The sequence below is a fragment of the Streptococcus parapneumoniae genome (genome assembly GCF_037076355.1).
Taxonomy (GTDB): Bacteria; Bacillota; Bacilli; order Lactobacillales; family Streptococcaceae; genus Streptococcus; species Streptococcus parapneumoniae.
The window spans coordinates 931,139-945,051 of sequence record NZ_AP026968.1; the positions used below are offsets into that span (position 1 = coordinate 931,139).

Here is a 13,913-nt window from a genome sequence, read left to right on the forward strand (position 1 = left end):
CAGAGTAAGACTTCTTTAAAAGCTAGATTTTAAAGAGTTTCAAATATTTCTGCGTCTTCGTCACCTCACGGGATGACATTAAAAACCTTTGCTTAGGATAGTATAGCAGAAAAAAATGATTTTGTAAATCATTTTTTCCCGAGCCTAAAAATAAGAGAGCGAGGTTGATTTTGTAAATCATTTTTTCCCGAGCCTGAAAATAAAAGAGCGAGGCTGACTTTGTAAATATTTTTTTACTAAAAAATTTAAAGCGGGCGTTTATTTGGCATGCCAGCCTTTCTTGGGTATTTGTTGGGCGTTTCTTTTTTCTTTTCTACCACTGTGATATAACGCGGATCTCCATTTGGTAGGGCGTAGCTGAGATTGTCTTCGACCTTACTGAAGAGGAGGTTGAGGGCATTCTTAGCTTCAAATAACTCCTCAGGCGCATTGCTGGCCTTGAGTGCCAATAGTTTTCCGCCAACTTGCAGGTAAGGAATTGTCAATTCAGATAAAACCTGCATACGGGCAACCGCACGAGCCGTCACAAAATCATACTGAGCACGGAAGTTCTTGTCTTGGGCAAAGTCTTCTGCACGTCCATGGTAGAAGTGGACACCGTACAAATCCAGTTCTTGAGCCAAAAGTTGGAGGAAGTTGATGCGCTTATTGAGTGAATCAATGATGGTCACATCTAGCTGAGGATAGAGAATTTTCATTGGTAGACTAGGAAATCCTGCCCCAGCACCGATGTCAAGAAGTTTGATAGTTTCATTTGGAATCAAACCTTGAAGAATGGGTGCAATTGAATCGTAAAAATGTTTGAGATAAACTTCTTCCTTGTCCGTAATGGCTGTTAAATTAATCTTTTCATTCCACTCGACCAAGAGCTCAAAATAGCGTTCAAATTGTTTTTTTTGCTGGTCCGAAAGTGGAAGGTTCTGCTTGGCAAGAAAGTTGTAAAATGTTTCTGGTTTCATAGTTATTTCCTTCTTTAGTATCATCTTATTTTACCACAATCATAAAAAATTTGATATACTGGTACTAATCTAAAAGTAGAAAGGACTTATATCATGACTTGGATTATTCTTGGAGTTTTGGCTCTTGTTGTTATTTTTGTGATTGTTAGCTATAACGGTTTGGTTAAAAATCGTATGCAAACCAAGGAGGCTTGGAGCCAGATTGATGTTCAGTTGAAACGTCGAAATGATCTCTTGCCAAACTTGATTGAGACTGTAAAAGGTTATGCCAAATATGAAGGTTCTACCCTTGAAAAGGTGGCAGAACTACGTAACCAAGTGGCGGCAGCGACTTCACCAGCAGAAGCTATGAAAGCTAGTGATGCCCTCACTCGTCAGGTTTCAGGTATTTTTGCAGTTGCAGAAAGCTATCCAGATTTGAAAGCTAGTGCCAACTTTGTGAAATTGCAAGAGGAGTTGACAAACACAGAAAATAAAATTTCTTACTCTCGTCAACTTTACAACAGTGTTGTCAGCAACTACAATGTAAAATTAGAAACTTTCCCAAGCAATATCATCGCTGGAATGTTTGGATTTAAGGCAGCAGATTTCCTTCAAACACCAGAAGAGGAAAAGGCAGTTCCTAAGGTTGATTTTAGCGGTTTAGGTGACTAAGATGTTGTTTGATCAAATTGCAAGCAATAAACGAAAAACCTGGATTTTGTTGCTGGTATTTTTCCTACTCTTAGCTCTTGTTGGCTATGCGGTTGGTTACCTCTTTATGCGTTCTGGGCTTGGTGGTTTGATTATCGCACTGATTATCGGCTTTATCTATGCCTTGTCCATGATTTTTCAATCGACAGAGATTGTCATGTCAATGAATGGAGCGCGTGAGGTTGATGAGCAAATGGCACCAGACCTCTACCATGTAGTGGAAGATATGGCTATGGTGGCTCAGATTCCTATGCCTCGTGTTTTCATCATTGATGATCCAGCCTTAAATGCCTTTGCGACAGGTTCTAACCCTCAAAATGCGGCGGTTGCTGCGACGTCAGGTCTCCTAGCTATCATGAATCGTGAAGAACTAGAAGCTGTTATGGGACATGAAGTCAGTCATATTCGTAATTACGATATCCGTATTTCGACTATTGCTGTTGCCCTGGCCAGTGCTATCACCATGCTTTCTAGTATGGCAGGCCGTATGATGTGGTGGGGTGGAGCAGGTCGCAGACGAAGTGATGATGACCGAGATGGAAATGGCTTAGAAATCATTATGCTAGTGGTTTCCCTCCTAGCTATTGTGCTGGCCCCTCTTGCTGCAACCTTGGTACAACTAGCTATTTCTCGTCAGAGGGAATTCCTAGCTGATGCTTCCAGTGTCGAGTTGACCCGCAATCCTCAAGGGATGATTAATGCTCTACGTAAGTTGGATAATAGTAAACCGATGAGTCGTCCTGTCGATGATGCCAGCAGTGCGCTTTATATTAATGATCCTAAGAAGGGTGGAGGGTTCCAAAAACTCTTTTATACCCACCCACCTATTTCAGAACGGATTGAACGTTTGAAACATATGTAAAAGGAATCCAGAGGTCGTCTCTGGATTTTTGCTATGTTGAAAATTTATAAATCTTCTAAATTAACTACCTCCAAACCATGTTCTGTTAAGTGATAGATGCTTGAGCAGACTTCTTTTAAGAAACGACGGTCATGCGAAACAGTGATGATACCGCCTGGATAGGTTGCAAAGAGTTTTCTGATTTGGGGTTGAGAAGTTGGAGAAAAGTTTCGTGTGGGTTCATCCAGAAGGAGAAAGTTTGGTTTTCGTAGCACTAAATCCAAAAGTAGGAGTTTGCCTTGTTGTCCGCCAGATAAGGAGCTAATTTGATGCTGCATTTCTGGATAACTGAAATTGAGACTGGCTAAGTGAGATTGGATTTTCTGTAGTTCCTCTTTTTCTCCAGTTTTGCTGAGGTAGGCTATTGGTGATAAATCCAATTGCAGTTTCTTGTGGTAATCTTGTGGCATAAAACCAAGTGAAATCTCTCTTTTATCATTCATAAGTTGCTGTAATTTGGCTAACAGAGTTGATTTTCCAATACCATTTGGCCCGATGATACCGATTTTTTCTTGCCCACGGACAGTTAGTTGTAGTTCTTGCACCAAAATTCGCTCGCCAATGGACAAATTCTCTTTTTCCAGTTGGATTAAGACTTTAGAAGCCGGTAATGGCTGTATATCTGAGAAGAAAAGTCTGATTTCTTCCTCTTCAAGTGGTTTTTGGGTCATGGACTGAGCTAGCTTTTCAAAGCGTTTTTCTTGAGATAGAACATTTTTCATCTTTTTAGCCAATAGGCGACCGGCAGTACTGTCTTTGGTAGCTCGAAGTGCAGTTTCTACATTTTGCTTGACTCGCCGATGTTTTTCCATGGTTTTATCGTAGGTTCTTTGATCGTTAGCCGCTTGCTGACTTTGTCTGGCAAAATTAGCCTTTCTCTGCTCACTATAGCGGTCATAGTCTAAATGCTCTACTAACGTTTCTGCTTCTTTACGGTGTTTGACCAGTCGCAAGTGAACAATAGTGTCTGCCGTTTCAGAAAGAAAGTCCTCATCATGGGAGATGAAAATAGCAGTTTGCCGAATCTTTTGAATCTGACTTTTTAGCCAATCAACCGTCTCAAGGTCTAGGTCATTTGAAGGTTCATCTAAAAATAGAATCTCAAAGGGTTTGGCTAACTCATGGATGAGCTGAATTTTCAAAGCTTCACCCCCTGATAGACTGCCAATCTCTTGGTCGCTTGCGAAACGATTGCTATCAAAATGCAATTCCTCAGCCAAACGATAGAGGATACTGTAGTCTAAATCAATAGAATCTAAAAAGAAGTAGTCGTGTAGAGTTTTCTTTTTCAGCTCCTCGGGGAGTTTTTGAGGAATGTAGGCTAGTGATTGATGGTCAGACTGGATGTCACCCCTGATAGTGAAATCAGGCAAAGCTTCCCCCATTAAAGTTTTAAGTAAGGTTGATTTGCCATTTCCTTCCTCTCCAATAATAGCTACCTTTTCCCCATCCTGGATGGTCATGCTTAGATCAGAGACAAGGTCTCGTAAATCTTTGTTTTGTGTGATGGTCAGGTGATTGATTTTTATCATATGATTGCCCTTTCTAGAATGTCCATAGTGCATAACAAAAAGCTCTACTTTACCTAGTAGAGCCCAAAGTCTATGTCAAAAAAACTCTATGAAAATGCCAGAAAAAAGAGCATAAAAGAGCACACAAAAAGAGACAAAAACAAGATCTACTAAATAAAGGTTCTTTATTTGATAGACTTAGTTGTTCATGTCTCCCTTACCTCCGAGTATTAGTATCTTTATACTATACCTTTAAGGAAATTTTGTCAACAGAAAACTGGAAATTCTATGCTCTAAAATCCGTGTGGTAGGCATTAGTAATGAGTTCTTTGTCTTCCATGTGAGTATCTTCCTTGCTCTGATGTATTCTTGCCTATAGTATAGAACTAAAAAAATGACATAGTAAACATGTTAAAAACTCGAATGTTAATTACAAAGTTTGCTGTGCTGATTTGTAGCCTTTTCATGGTATAATCAAGAGAGTAAATCTTTATGGAGGAAGTATGAAATTAAATATTCAAGAAATTCGTAAGCAGTCTGAAGGCTTGCATTTTGAACAAGCGTTAGATTTAGTTGCTGACCTACGTGCACGTAATCAAGAAATTTTAGATGTAAAAGATATCCTTGCAGTTGGGAAAGTCCAATATGAAGACCGTATGTATTTCTTAGATTATCAGTTGTCTTATACCATTGTCCTTGCTTCAAGTCGTAGTATGGAGCCAGTTGAGTTGGCTGAATCTTATCCAGTCACAGAAGTTTTCATGGAAGGCGCAACTAACCAGCTAGATCAAGAAGTTTTAGACGATGATTTGGTCTTGCCTATCGAAAATGGAGAACTTGACCTTGCTGAGAGCGTGTCAGACAATATCCTACTAAACATTCCTATCAAGGTCTTGACGGCTGAAGAAGAAGCTGGTCAAGGTTTTGTGTCAGGAAATGACTGGCAAATCATGACAGAAGAAGAATACCAAGCCCAACAAGCGGTTAAGAAAGAAGAAAACAGTCCTTTTGCTGGCTTACAAGGACTATTTGATGGAGACGAATAATGGTCTTGTCAAAAAAACGCGCACGAAAGGTGCTAGAAGAAATTATTGCTCTTTTTCCAGATGCCAAGCCCAGTCTTGATTTTACCAATCATTTTGAACTACTAGTTGCGGTCATGTTGTCAGCTCAGACAACAGATGCAGCGGTAAATAAGGCCACACCAGGTCTCTTTGCTGCCTTTCCAACGCCACAAGCCATGTCTGTGGCGACAGAGGGTGAGATTGCTTCACATATTTCTCGCCTGGGACTGTATCGGAATAAGGCTAAATTCCTTAAAAAATGTGCCCAACAGTTACTAGACGATTTTTATGGCCAAGTTCCTCAAACACGTGAGGAATTAGAGAGTTTGGCAGGTGTTGGTCGCAAGACAGCCAATGTTGTTATGAGTGTAGGATTTGGGATTCCAGCTTTTGCAGTGGATACTCATGTAGAGCGTATTTGCAAACACCACGATATCGTCAAAAAATCAGCGACACCACTTGAGGTGGAAAAGCGGGTCATGGATATCTTGCCGCCTGAGCAGTGGTTAGCAGCTCATCAGGCCATGATTTATTTTGGAAGAGCCATTTGCCATCCTAAAAATCCAGAGTGTGACCAGTACCCACAGTTATATGATTTTAGCAATTTATAAGATGGGGTTTCAAAAGTTTTTGCTTGATTTTAGGCTCGCTTTGTGCTATAGTAATTGATAATTAAATATTCCTTTAAACCTGTCCCGTGAGGCAGGCAAGGAGCGTGATAAAGTAGAAGGGTGAAGTCTATACTGTTTGTAGTAGGGCTTACTTAGCTATACATTTCAAGTCTCCTTGTTTAAGGAGACTTTTCTTTTTGGAGGTTTGTCATGAAGACAAAAGAAGTTGTAGACGAATTGACCGTCAAACGAGCGATTACGCGTATTACTTATGAGATTATCGAACGCAACAAAGATTTGAATAAAATCGTCTTGGCTGGTATTAAAACTCGCGGTGTCTTTATCGCCTACCGAATCCAAGAACGTTTGGAGCAGCTAGAAAATCTTTCAGTTCCTGTTGTGGAATTAGATACTAAACCTTTCCGTGATGATGTTAAAAGTGGAGAAGATACTTCTTTGGTTTCTGTAGATGTGACAGACCGTGAAGTTATCTTGGTAGATGATGTGCTTTATACAGGTCGTACCATCCGCGCTGCTATTGATAATATTGTAGGTCATGGTCGTCCTGCGCGCGTGAGTTTAGCAGTTCTGGTCGATCGTGGACATAGAGAATTGCCAATCCGTCCAGATTACGTTGGAAAAAACATCCCAACTAGTCGTTCTGAAGAAATCATCGTAGAGATGGCAGAACTTGATGGCCAAGACAGAGTTCTGATTACTGAAGAAGCTTAGAAAGCTAAAGGAGTAGCCATGTCAGAAAATCAACAAGCATTGAACCATGTGGTGTCTATGGAAGACCTCACTGTCGATCAAGTGATGAAATTGATTAAGCGAGGAATTGAGTTTAAAAACGGAGCTCAACTTCCTTATGAAGACCATCCGATTGTTTCCAATCTTTTCTTTGAGGATTCTACACGGACGCATAAGTCCTTTGAAGTGGCAGAGATTAAACTGGGATTGGAGCGAATTGACTTTGATGTGAAGACTAGTTCAGTCAATAAGGGTGAGACACTTTATGATACCATTTTGACTCTGTCTGCTTTAGGAGTGGATGTCTGTGTGATTCGTCACCCAGAGGTCGACTACTACAGAGAGTTGATTGCTAGTCCGACGATTACGACTTCCATCATCAATGGTGGAGATGGTTCGGGACAACACCCTAGCCAGAGCTTGCTTGATTTGATGACCATTTATGAGGAATTTGGTCACTTTGAGGGGCTCAAGGTTGCTATTGCAGGTGACTTGGACCACTCACGCGTTGCCAAATCTAATATGCAGATTTTGAAACGCTTGGGAGCTGAACTTTACTTTGCTGGCCCTGAGGAATGGAGAAGTCAAGAGTTTGCAGACTATGGACAGTTTGTAACCATTGATGAAATCATTGATCAGGTGGATGTCATGATGTTTCTCCGTGTGCAACATGAACGCCATGACAGTGGTGCAGTTTTTTCAAAAGAAGACTACCATGCCCAACATGGCTTGACTCAAGAACGTTACGATCGTTTGAAAGAAACAGCAATCCTTATGCATCCAGCTCCAGTCAATCGTGATGTAGAAATTGCAGATCACTTGGTTGAAGCACCAAAATCACGGATTGTCCAACAAATGACCAATGGTGTCTTTGTTCGAATGGCAATCTTAGAATCCGTACTGGCGAGTAGAAACGCCAACTAAAACACAAGACGTTAAAAGACGCCAGTGAGCGTCCACGAGAGGTGAAAATATGACAAAGAGACTTCTAGTATTAGAAGATGGCACAGTTTTTGAAGGCAAGGCCTTTGGAGCAGATATTGATGTAACAGGCGAAATCGTCTTTAATACAGGTATGACCGGCTACCAAGAATCCATTACAGACCAGTCTTATAATGGACAAATCTTGACCTTTACTTATCCTTTGGTAGGAAATTATGGAATTAACCGTGATGATTACGAATCCATCATTCCAACTTGTAAGGGAATTGTCGTTTTCGAAGAGGCGCGTCGAGCAAGCAACTGGCGCAACCAAATGACCTTGGATAAATTTTTGAAAGCCAAGAAAATTCCTGGTATTTCAGGGATTGATACGCGTGCACTTACCAAGATTATTCGTAAGCATGGTACTATGCGTGCAACCTTGACCCATGTTGGGGACAGTATGGACCATGTGACGGACCAGCTCCAAGCAACAGTTTTGCCGACAGATAATATCAAACAGGTTTCTACTAAAACGTCTTATCCAGCTCCAGGAGTTGGTTTGAGCGTGGTGCTAGTGGACTTTGGTCTCAAGCACTCAATCCTACGTGAACTTTCTAAGCGTAACTGTAACGTGACGGTTGTTCCTTACTCAACAACGGCGGAAGAAATTCTCCATCTCAATCCTGACGGAGTTATGTTGTCAAACGGTCCAGGTAACCCAGAAGATGTTCCACAAGCACTGGATATGATTCGTGGTGTGCAAGGAAAAATTCCAATTTTTGGTATTTGTATGGGGCATCAACTCTTTGCTATGGCAAATGGTGCTAAGACCTACAAGATGAAATTTGGTCACCGTGGCTTTAACCATGCAGTACGTGAAATTGCTACAGGACGTGTGGATTTTACAAGTCAAAACCATGGTTATGCAGTTAGCCGTGAGGATTTGCCAGAACACTTGATTATCACCCACGAAGAAATCAATGATAAGTCAGTTGAAGGTGTACGTCACAGATACCAACCTGCTTTTTCTGTTCAATACCACCCAGACGCAGCACCTGGTCCACACGACGCAAGTTACCTATTCGACGAGTTTATCGAGATGATGGAAGCTTTTAAACAATCAAACTAAGAACGAGTAAAAACTCGTCGGAGAATTTATGTAACTGAACTCGGACGGAAAGCTTGGAATTTAGAGAAATCAATTTGGATTGTCAATCCTTCCTTGGTTTCCTAAAATTCAATCGCTTTCTATTCGTCCTTTGTATCTTATTTAATGGCAACCCGAGAGTTGCCGAATAGAAAGGAGAAGATACATTGTTCGCGGAAGTGAACACGCCCTAAGAACTGTGTGAAAAAGATAAACATCGTCTTGACGCTGAAGGCGTCTGCACCGAGTTTCCTATTTTCACTGTGTTCTTTACGGGCTTTGTATCATAAACTATGCCTAAACGTACTGATATTCAAAAAATTATGGTGATTGGTTCTGGTCCGATTATTATTGGTCAGGCTGCTGAGTTTGACTACGCTGGGACCCAGGCTTGCTTGTCATTGAAAGAGGAAGGTTATGAGGTTGTTTTGGTTAACTCAAATCCTGCAACTATTATGACGGACAAGGAAATTGCTGATAAGGTTTATATTGAACCGATCACACTTGAGTTTGTGACACGTATTCTTCGTAAGGAACGTCCAGATGCCTTGCTACCAACACTCGGTGGTCAGACAGGTCTCAACATGGCCATGGAATTGTCTAAAAATGGTATCCTAGATGAGCTTGGAGTGGAACTTCTGGGAACTAAATTATCTGCCATTGACCAAGCGGAGGACCGTGACCTCTTTAAACAATTGATGGAAGAGCTCAACCAACCAATCCCAGAATCTGAAATTGTCAACACAGTCGAAGAAGCAGTTGCCTTTGCAGCAACAATTGGCTACCCAGTCATCGTCCGTCCAGCTTTTACACTTGGTGGTACTGGTGGTGGTATGTGTGCCAACGAGGAAGAATTGCGTGAAATCGCTGAAAATGGTTTGAAATTGTCACCTGTTACCCAGTGTTTGATTGAACGTTCCATTGCTGGTTTCAAGGAAATCGAGTACGAAGTCATGCGTGACTCAGCTGACAATGCTTTGGTTGTTTGTAACATGGAAAACTTTGACCCAGTTGGGATTCACACAGGAGATTCCATTGTATTCGCCCCTGCCCAAACCATGTCAGATTATGAAAACCAAATGCTTCGTGACGCGAGCTTGAGCATTATTCGTGCCCTCAAGATTGAAGGTGGATGTAACGTTCAGCTAGCTCTTGATCCCCACAGCTTTAAGTACTATGTTATAGAAGTAAACCCCCGTGTATCGCGTTCGTCAGCCCTTGCTTCTAAGGCGACAGGATATCCGATTGCTAAGTTGGCTGCCAAGATTGCAGTCGGTTTGACCTTGGATGAGGTTATAAACCCAGTCACTGGTTCAACCTATGCCATGTTTGAACCAGCCCTTGACTACGTTGTTGCCAAGATCCCACGTTTCCCATTTGACAAGTTTGAAAAAGGTGAGCGCCGTCTTGGTACCCAGATGAAGGCGACTGGAGAAGTCATGGCGATTGGTCGTAACATCGAGGAATCTCTCCTTAAAGCTTGTCGTTCCCTTGAAATTGGGGTGCACCACAATGAAATGCCTGAACTTGCAGCAGTTTCTGATGATGCCTTGATTGAAAAAGTAGTCAAAGCCCAGGATGACCGTCTCTTCTATGTATCAGAAGCCATTCGCCGCGGTTATACACCAGAAGAAATTGCTGAATTGACTAAGATTGATATCTTCTATCTTGATAAACTCCTACACATCTTTGAAATTGAGCAAGAATTGGGTGCTCATCCACAAAATCTAGAAGTCTTGAAAACTGCAAAATTGAATGGCTTCTCAGACCGTAAGATTGCTGAGCTCTGGAAAACGACTGCTGACCAAGTTCGCCAACTTCGTTTGGAAAACAAGATTGTTCCTGTTTATAAGATGGTCGATACTTGTGCGGCAGAATTTGACTCTGAAACACCATACTTCTATTCAACCTATGGATGGGAAAATGAATCTATCAAGTCTGATAAGGAATCTGTACTTGTCCTAGGTTCAGGTCCAATCCGTATCGGTCAAGGGGTCGAGTTTGACTATGCAACGGTTCACTCAGTTAAGGCTATCCAGGCAGCTGGTTATGAAGCCATCATCATGAACTCAAATCCAGAGACCGTTTCAACAGACTTCTCTGTATCAGATAAGCTTTACTTTGAGCCATTGACATTCGAAGATGTTATGAACGTCATTGACTTGGAGCAACCAAAAGGGGTTATCGTTCAGTTCGGTGGTCAAACAGCCATCAACCTTGCGGAGCCATTGGCAAAAGCAGGTGTAACCATCCTTGGTACACAGGTTGCTGACCTAGACCGTGCTGAAGACCGTGACCTCTTTGAGCAAGCTCTTAAAGACTTGGATATTCCACAGCCACCAGGACAAACGGCTACAAATGAAGAAGAAGCAGTGCTTGCAGCTCGCAAGATTGGCTTCCCAGTTCTTGTCCGCCCATCTTATGTACTTGGTGGACGTGCCATGGAAATCGTTGAAAACGAAGAAGACCTTCGTTCTTACATGCGAACTGCGGTTAAGGCTAGTCCTGACCATCCAGTCCTTGTAGACTCTTATATCGTTGGACAAGAGTGTGAAGTTGATGCCATTTCAGACGGCGAAAATGTTCTCATTCCTGGTATCATGGAGCATATCGAACGTGCCGGTGTCCACTCAGGTGACTCAATGGCCGTTTACCCACCACAAACCTTGTCGCAAAAGGTGCAAGAAACAATCGCAGACTATACTAAACGCCTAGCAATCGGTCTTAACTGCCTTGGAATGATGAACATCCAGTTTGTCATCAAGGATGAAAAAGTCTATGTTATTGAGGTCAATCCACGTGCCAGCCGTACCGTTCCATTCCTTTCTAAGGTAACCAATATTCCTATGGCTCAAGTAGCAACCAAGCTTATTCTTGGTCAAAAACTTGAAGAACTTGGTTACCAAGAGGGACTTTACCCTGAAAGCACCCGCGTTCATATCAAGGCACCTGTCTTCTCCTTTACCAAACTAGCTAAGGTAGACAGCTTACTTGGTCCTGAAATGAAGTCGACAGGGGAAGTTATGGGTTCTGATACGACTTTGGAAAAAGCTCTCTATAAAGCCTTTGAAGCTTCTTACCTCCACTTGCCAACTTTTGGAAATGTAGTCTTCACCATTGCTGATGATGCCAAAGAAGAAGCCTTGGACTTGGCTCGTCGTTTCCAAAATATTGGCTATGGAATCCTCGCGACAGAAGGGACAGCAGCCTTCTTTGCTAGTCATGGATTGCAAGCACAACCTGTTGGAAAGATTGGTGATGACGATAAGGATATTCCAAGTTTTGTACGCAAAGGAAGAATTCAAGCTATCGTTAACACAGTAGGAACAAAACGAACTGCTGATGAAGATGGTGAGCAAATCCGCCGTTCAGCCATTGAACACGGTGTACCTCTCTTCACAGCCTTAGATACAGCTAATGCCATGCTCAAAGTGCTGGAAAGCCGTAGTTTTGTTACAGAAGCCATTTAATACCCAATGAAAATCAAAGAGCAAACTAGTCGCAGGCTGTACTTGAGTACGGCAAGGCGACATTGACACGGTTTGAAGAGATTTTCGAAGAGTATAAATAGGAAAATAAGTTGGATAAAAGGTCTTTAAGAAGATAAGGAAAACGCATAATATCAGATACAGAATGAACCTGATATTATGCGTTTTGTTGTGGGGGGACTTACTTTATTTTTTCCTGCAATTGAGTTTTTTCCAAGTCTCACTCAATACTTTGTATAATTGCCATCAATCAGCTTTTACGATAAGCTTTAATACTGTGACTATACCATTCTTGCATTTCCTTTGATGGTGGTGTCATATAATCCCCATACATCTGGGTTAAAAATTGGTCATATTTTTTTGGCACAGGCAACATACGACCTTCAAACTCAGTTAAGATGAGTTCTTTAAAGGTATCAACTGGGAAGACTTCTTTCATTCCTTCCTTACCGATCCCAATTCCTCCTTCATATTGAGGAGAGTTGGTTGTAGCATTTTTGACTAGCTGATCAATTTTCTTGTAAAAGTAACGGGGATTGACCACTCGGAGGGCGTACCAGCTACATAATCTTAGAAAATCTTTTAATTTGCTATCACCGTGAACTGCGCGTGATTTTTTGATATAAGCTAGTTGACGAAGGGCCACATACTTATAACTCTTGTCGACAATGCTCAAGTCTGTAAAGCGATCAATTGGGAAGACATCAATAAAGAGACTGGTGTCATGACGCTTGTACTTCACATGGTCTTCGATAACTGTAGAAGTATCCAAAATCGATGCGAAATTATGGAAGTACCAAGAAGAAGTGTCGTAGGAGAGAACCTTATAACGTGGATGATCTTCTTCCTCAATAATCTTCAGTAAACGCTCGTAATCTTCACGATAAAGGGAAATATCAATATCATCATCCCAAGGAATCATACCTTTGTGGCGGATAGCTCCAAGCATGGTTCCATAACTTAGAAAATAAGGAATATCATGTTTCTTACAAGTCTCATCAATATAGTCTAGCAGGGCTAGTTGAATTTCTTTAATTTCTTCTTTTTCTAAATATTGCATTCTAATCCTCCAATTTGTAGGCATGAAATTCATGACTGTAGAAGCGTTTTTCTTCAGGTGGCAAGGTCATATAATCTCCATAAAATTGCGTCAAAATAGTATCAAATTTTTCAGGTGCGGGAAGGCTTAAATTCTCAAAGGGCAAATCGATTGTTTTATCAAAAGTACCACTTGGGAAGACTTCCTTCTCCTTAAATTTAGAAGGGATAAAAGCCATATACTGCCCATTCTCACGGCTATATTTTTGAATTTCTTTCTCGATTTTATGTGCGAAATAACGAGGAGAAACCGGTCGAAGGAGCAACCAAAAGGCTGTTCGTATCCAATCTTTTAAGAGGCTATCTTTATAGACAATATTTTTATGTTTACTGAAAGACAGAAGTTTGAAGCTTTCCAGTTTGTAACAAGTATCAATGACCTTAGGGTCATCAAAGCGATCCATAGGGAAAATATCGATAAAAACACCTGACTCATAGGTTTTTGTATTTCGAGTATCGATTATTTTAGTTGTACTGTCGGTTATTTTGATAAAGTTATTAAAGTAGTTTTTATCCGTTTCTAAGGATAAAAGTTTGTATTTACTTTTTTCCTTTTGAAAGATGTTAATAAATCGTTGGTAGTCTTCTCGAGGCATGGATAAATCAATATCGTCGTCCCAAGGGATAAAGCCCTGATGTCGAACTGCCCCAATCAGAGTTCCGTAGTTAATAATATAGTTGATATTGTGCTTTTTACAGAGAGTATCAATATAATCCAAAATTTCTAATTCAATTTGTTTGGCATCTTCAATGGTTAGTTGTTTCAT

At 41.2% G+C, this 13,913-nt stretch carries 12 protein-coding genes; 8 read left to right on the plus strand and 4 right to left on the minus strand.

All coding sequences use genetic code 11. The features are described from left to right. Positions 1 to 245 precede the first annotated feature (245 nt). Complete coding sequence (rsmG, locus tag SP4011_RS04820) at positions 246 to 959, minus strand: 16S rRNA (guanine(527)-N(7))-methyltransferase RsmG (RefSeq protein ID WP_338620131.1); 714 nt, start codon at positions 957 to 959, stop codon at positions 246 to 248. Between the two features lie 93 nt (positions 960 to 1,052). Here rsmG and SP4011_RS04825 point away from each other — a divergent pair, with 93 nt between their 5' ends. Further along, positions 1,053 to 1,613, plus strand: coding sequence for a LemA family protein (locus SP4011_RS04825; protein WP_000219846.1), 561 nt, complete (start codon positions 1,053 to 1,055; stop codon positions 1,611 to 1,613). A gap of 1 nt (position 1,614) precedes the next feature. After that, the gene (gene htpX / locus SP4011_RS04830) at positions 1,615 to 2,514 is read left to right on the plus strand and encodes a zinc metalloprotease HtpX (protein WP_338620132.1); all 900 of its coding nucleotides are present in this window, start codon (positions 1,615 to 1,617) and stop codon (positions 2,512 to 2,514) included. Between the two features lie 44 nt (positions 2,515 to 2,558). Here the strand turns inward: htpX and SP4011_RS04835 are convergent, their stop codons facing one another. After that, positions 2,559 to 4,118 (minus strand): ATP-binding cassette domain-containing protein, encoded by a 1,560-nt coding sequence (locus tag SP4011_RS04835; RefSeq protein ID WP_338620133.1) that lies wholly within the window; start codon positions 4,116 to 4,118, stop codon positions 2,559 to 2,561. Between the two features lie 449 nt (positions 4,119 to 4,567). Here SP4011_RS04835 and SP4011_RS04840 point away from each other — a divergent pair, with 449 nt between their 5' ends. From SP4011_RS04840 to carB, 6 genes are all read left to right on the plus strand, one after another. Then, positions 4,568 to 5,110: a YceD family protein gene (locus SP4011_RS04840; protein WP_088791026.1), complete on the plus strand. Its 543-nt coding sequence runs from the start codon at positions 4,568 to 4,570 to the stop codon at positions 5,108 to 5,110. Further along, positions 5,110 to 5,739, plus strand: coding sequence for an endonuclease III (gene nth / locus SP4011_RS04845; protein ID WP_088791027.1), 630 nt, complete (start codon positions 5,110 to 5,112; stop codon positions 5,737 to 5,739). Before SP4011_RS04840 ends, nth begins: the two co-directional genes overlap by 1 nt. A 210-nt stretch (positions 5,740 to 5,949) precedes the next feature. Then, the gene (gene pyrR / locus SP4011_RS04850; protein ID WP_088791028.1) at positions 5,950 to 6,471 is read left to right on the plus strand and encodes a bifunctional pyr operon transcriptional regulator/uracil phosphoribosyltransferase PyrR; all 522 of its coding nucleotides are present in this window, start codon (positions 5,950 to 5,952) and stop codon (positions 6,469 to 6,471) included. 18 nt (positions 6,472 to 6,489) lie between these two features. Further along, on the plus strand, positions 6,490 to 7,413 hold the full coding sequence (locus SP4011_RS04855) for an aspartate carbamoyltransferase catalytic subunit (RefSeq protein ID WP_338620135.1): 924 nt from the start codon (positions 6,490 to 6,492) through the stop codon (positions 7,411 to 7,413). A 49-nt stretch (positions 7,414 to 7,462) separates the two neighbouring features. After that, a complete protein-coding gene (locus SP4011_RS04860; RefSeq protein ID WP_338620137.1) occupies positions 7,463 to 8,542 on the plus strand; it encodes a carbamoyl phosphate synthase small subunit in 1,080 nt (359 codons plus the stop codon). Between the two features lie 311 nt (positions 8,543 to 8,853). Beyond that, a complete protein-coding gene (gene carB / locus SP4011_RS04865) occupies positions 8,854 to 12,030 on the plus strand; it encodes a carbamoyl-phosphate synthase large subunit (RefSeq protein ID WP_338620138.1) in 3,177 nt (1,058 codons plus the stop codon). 268 nt (positions 12,031 to 12,298) lie between these two features. On the opposite strand, the gene SP4011_RS04870 is transcribed toward carB, so the two are convergent. Together SP4011_RS04870 and SP4011_RS04875 are read right to left on the minus strand one after the other, a co-directional pair. Beyond that, positions 12,299 to 13,108 (minus strand): LicD family protein, encoded by an 810-nt coding sequence (locus SP4011_RS04870; RefSeq protein WP_173282680.1) that lies wholly within the window; start codon positions 13,106 to 13,108, stop codon positions 12,299 to 12,301. 1 nt (position 13,109) lies between these two features. After that, complete coding sequence (locus SP4011_RS04875) at positions 13,110 to 13,913, minus strand: LicD family protein (protein ID WP_173282681.1); 804 nt, start codon at positions 13,911 to 13,913, stop codon at positions 13,110 to 13,112.

What these genes read in the sequence shown, in the direction of transcription:
- rsmG (WP_338620131.1), bottom strand. Translation starts at nt 959, where the DNA reads ATGAAACCAGAAACATTTTACAACTTTCTTGCCAAGCAGAACCTTCCA.
- SP4011_RS04825 (WP_000219846.1), top strand. Translation starts at nt 1,053, where the DNA reads ATGACTTGGATTATTCTTGGAGTTTTGGCTCTTGTTGTTATTTTTGTG.
- htpX (WP_338620132.1), top strand. Translation starts at nt 1,615, where the DNA reads ATGTTGTTTGATCAAATTGCAAGCAATAAACGAAAAACCTGGATTTTG.
- SP4011_RS04835 (WP_338620133.1), bottom strand. Translation starts at nt 4,118, where the DNA reads ATGCACTATGGACATTCTAGAAAGGGCAATCATATGATAAAAATCAAT.
- SP4011_RS04840 (WP_088791026.1), top strand. Translation starts at nt 4,568, where the DNA reads ATGAAATTAAATATTCAAGAAATTCGTAAGCAGTCTGAAGGCTTGCAT.
- nth (WP_088791027.1), top strand. Translation starts at nt 5,110, where the DNA reads ATGGTCTTGTCAAAAAAACGCGCACGAAAGGTGCTAGAAGAAATTATT.
- pyrR (WP_088791028.1), top strand. Translation starts at nt 5,950, where the DNA reads ATGAAGACAAAAGAAGTTGTAGACGAATTGACCGTCAAACGAGCGATT.
- SP4011_RS04855 (WP_338620135.1), top strand. Translation starts at nt 6,490, where the DNA reads ATGTCAGAAAATCAACAAGCATTGAACCATGTGGTGTCTATGGAAGAC.
- SP4011_RS04860 (WP_338620137.1), top strand. Translation starts at nt 7,463, where the DNA reads ATGACAAAGAGACTTCTAGTATTAGAAGATGGCACAGTTTTTGAAGGC.
- carB (WP_338620138.1), top strand. Translation starts at nt 8,854, where the DNA reads ATGCCTAAACGTACTGATATTCAAAAAATTATGGTGATTGGTTCTGGT.
- SP4011_RS04870 (WP_173282680.1), bottom strand. Translation starts at nt 13,108, where the DNA reads ATGCAATATTTAGAAAAAGAAGAAATTAAAGAAATTCAACTAGCCCTG.
- SP4011_RS04875 (WP_173282681.1), bottom strand. Translation starts at nt 13,913, where the DNA reads ATGAAACAACTAACCATTGAAGATGCCAAACAAATTGAATTAGAAATT.